The sequence below is a fragment of the Chromohalobacter sp. 296-RDG genome, assembly GCF_029889885.1.
In the GTDB taxonomy this organism is placed as follows: Bacteria; Pseudomonadota; Gammaproteobacteria; order Pseudomonadales; family Halomonadaceae; genus Chromohalobacter.
The window spans coordinates 1-2,945 of the sequence record NZ_JARANY010000131.1 but is presented as its reverse complement, the minus strand read 5'-3'; the positions used below and the strand labels follow the sequence as shown (position 1 = coordinate 2,945).

The 2,945-nt window shown below is 64.6% G+C and carries 4 protein-coding genes and 1 pseudogene; 3 read left to right on the top strand and 2 right to left on the bottom strand.

All coding sequences use genetic code 11. The features are described 5' to 3' along the window. Positions 1–327: HIT family protein (locus OP495_RS17015; RefSeq protein ID WP_280570924.1), on the top strand; the 327-nt coding region annotated here is incomplete at its 5' end. A 29-nt stretch (positions 328–356) separates the two neighbouring features. Here OP495_RS17015 and OP495_RS17010 read toward each other — a convergent pair. Both OP495_RS17010 and OP495_RS17005 read right to left on the bottom strand, forming a co-directional pair. After that, positions 357–728 carry a hypothetical protein gene (locus OP495_RS17010; RefSeq protein ID WP_280570923.1) on the bottom strand — a complete coding sequence of 124 codons (372 nt, stop codon included), beginning with the start codon at positions 726–728 and terminating at the stop codon, positions 357–359. After that, entirely contained in the window at positions 725–1,267 is a 543-nt protein-coding gene (locus OP495_RS17005; RefSeq protein ID WP_280563578.1) for a hypothetical protein, read from the bottom strand. The genes OP495_RS17010 and OP495_RS17005 overlap by 4 nt, the downstream gene beginning before the upstream one ends. Positions 1,268–1,494: 227 nt before the next feature. On the opposite strand from OP495_RS17005, the gene OP495_RS17000 reads away from it, so the two are divergent. Both OP495_RS17000 and OP495_RS16995 read left to right on the top strand, forming a co-directional pair. Continuing rightward, positions 1,495–2,646, top strand: a complete 1,152-nt coding sequence (locus tag OP495_RS17000) for a glycerate kinase (protein ID WP_280570922.1) — start codon at positions 1,495–1,497, stop codon at positions 2,644–2,646. A gap of 179 nt (positions 2,647–2,825) precedes the next feature. Next, positions 2,826–2,945: pseudogene (locus OP495_RS16995) on the top strand (DNA starvation/stationary phase protection protein); the annotation flags it as partial.

Sequence of the window (2,945 nt, the reverse complement as noted above, 5' to 3'; positions counted from 1 at the left end):
GACGACGCGCGCTATTCCTGGCTAGTGCTGATCCCCCGTCGCGACGATATCCGCGAAGTCTACGAACTCTCCGCCGACGATCAGGCCACGATGTGGCAGGAAGCCACCGAGATAGGGCGCCGCTTGATGGCGCATCATGACGGCGACAAGCTCAATCTGGCGACGCTCGGCAATCAGGTTGCGCAGTTGCACCTGCATGTCATCGTCCGCCACCAGGGCGACGCGGCCTGGCCGGGGCCAGTATGGGGACAAGGCACGCCGCCGCCGTATGACGACACGACGCTGAGCACCTACTTGGCGACACTGCGTGACCTCCTCACACCATGAGTGATGCGCGCAAGCAGTTTTCGTAGGACTCAGGGCAGTTCGCCGAGCCGCTCCTGTATATCAATCAGCAGCGTATCGAACACATAGGGCGGTACCGGCTGACCGCCACGCTGTCCCGACAGCGTGATGCGCGTGCCCTGTTCGGTCGCCTCGAGCCGATAGCGCACGTCGAGCGTGGGACGCACGGCCAGCACGGCCTCGACATCGCCCAGGTCGACATCGGCGCGACGAATCACGAAGCCGCGTGCCGTCAGCATCGCCACCCCCGCTTCCAACGCGGCCGACGGCTCGGCTTCCACGACCAATGCCCGGGTTTGCGGCGGTGCCGACGTGGTCGCGCATCCGCTCACGCTCAATACCACGCACGATGCCACGAACAATACGCTCAGCAGCCGCCTCATGATGTGCTCCCCTCGCGCATGCGTGCGTCGATGTCATCGTGTAAAGCGGCGCAGAACGCCGCGCTGTTGTCCGGACGCGCATCGATCAGATAACCGTCGACATCGACCACGCGCGAATCGCGCGTCACCCGTACGACATCCTCGGCGGCGACCACCGAGACCCGTTGCAGGCGCACCGGATCACCGCCGAAGCGTTGGAAATAGCCCAGCGAATAGCCATGGCGCCCGCCTAAGCCATAGCGTCCCCAGAAGCCACTGCGCCCCCAGGGCGGTCGATCCACAGCGCCCAGCCCCGGTTGCGCCTTGGCCCGCTCGGCACTCACCAACCCTAGGGCGACCTCGGTCTGTTCGATACGATAGCCTTGCGCTTCCAAGGCAGCGGCCATGGCTCTTACCCGTGCATTGGCGTCGCCCTCAGCCGGCCAGTGACATGCCTCGGGCAACGGCGAAGCCACATCGCGGCTCAATGGATCGTAAGAAGCCAGGCTCTGACAACCGCCGAGCCCCAATGCCACTACCAGCAAAAGAGGTTTCATCATCGCGTTCTCGCCTGTAAGGAAAAGGCCACCCGTCAGCGGGGAGCGCAATAGCGCGTCTCACCTCACCGTTACCGTCGCACGTTCACCTCGTTGAGAGCGTAGTCGAGCGCCACGGTTCCGTCAGTGTGGCATGCTGGGCGGCTCCCGTCCGGCGCCGGCATGCGTTAGGCTGGCAACTCGACCACGATGCCCCGCTCTCGGGCTTGGATCATGCAAGAGGCTCGCTCATGAAGATCGTCATCGCCCCGGATAGCTACAAGGATGCCCTCTCGGCTCGCGAGGCCACTGTTGCCATCGCCACGGGCTGCGCCCGCGTCCTGCCTCAAGCACAGTTCGTGCAATGCCCGATGGGGGACGGCGGCGAAGGTACTCTCGACGCCCTACTGGCCGCAACACAGGCCGAACGCCGTGTCACTGCGATCCACGACGCCCTGGAGCGACCCATCAACGCCAGTTGGGGATGGCACGCCGCGAGTGCCACCGCCTATGTCGAACTCGCCGAGGCCAGTGGCTTGCAAGCGCTCGCCGACACTGAGCGCACCGCGCTGCACAGCACCACCCTCGGCGTCGGCGAGTTGATACGCGATGCGCTCGATGCCGGGGCCGAGCGTTTGGTCCTCACCCTGGGCGGCAGCGCCACCAACGATGGCGGTACAGGAATGCTTTTGGCACTAGGCGCGCGACTGCTCGATGCCGAGGGCCAGCCACTGCCGCCAGGCGGCGCGGCACTGGCGCGGCTGGCCAAACTCGACCTGAGTGGCCTGGACCCGCGTCTGGCAACGCTCAAGGTGGATACCGCCGTGGACGTCGACAACCCCTTGCTCGGTGAGCGCGGCGCCAGCGCGACCTTCGGACCGCAGAAAGGCGCTACGCCGGCGGATGTCACACGGCTCGACGCGGCCTTGGCCCATTTTGCCGAACACGTCGCCAGCGTACTCGGCAAGGATCACCGCGCTCTACCAGGTGCCGGCGCGGCGGGCGGCATGGGCTTCGCGGCCGCCGCTTTTCTGGGCGCAAGGCTGCAACCCGGCATCGAACTGGTCATGGATCAGGTCGACTTCGACCGTCTACTGGAAGACGCCGATCTGGTGATCACCGGGGAAGGCCAGCTCGATGGCCAGAGCCTGGCCGGCAAGACGCCGGTGGGCATCGCCCAGCGTGCGCGACGACATGGCGTGCCCACACTCGCACTCGCCGGGCGCCTTGGCGATGGCTGGCAGGCCGTTCACGACGAGGGTATCGAGGCCGCCTTCGCGCTGGCCGATGGCCCCCTGGCCCTACCGGAGGCCCTAGAACGTACTGCCGAGCTGCTTGCCGACCGTGCCGAGAGCCTCCTGCGTGTGTGGCAAACCGCCAGCCGGCACACGTCACGTTCATGACACAATGCCGCCCCCTCCGACCTTGAAAAACCAAAGCGTCATGGGCATTTCATATGTAAACGCTATATCGTCGATGGAAAAGATTCGTTACCCAATCCCAAGACGACATTCTAGAGTGAGCCCATAGACGCTTTTGACTACTGACGACGTTCGTCCATTGTTTACCAAGGAGTGCTTTCATGTCCGATATCAATTCCATCGGCTTGCATACCAGCAGCGCCAACCAGCTGGCCGAAAAGCTCAACGAGCTGCTGGCCAACTACCAGATCTTCTACATGAACGCGCGCGGCTACCACTGG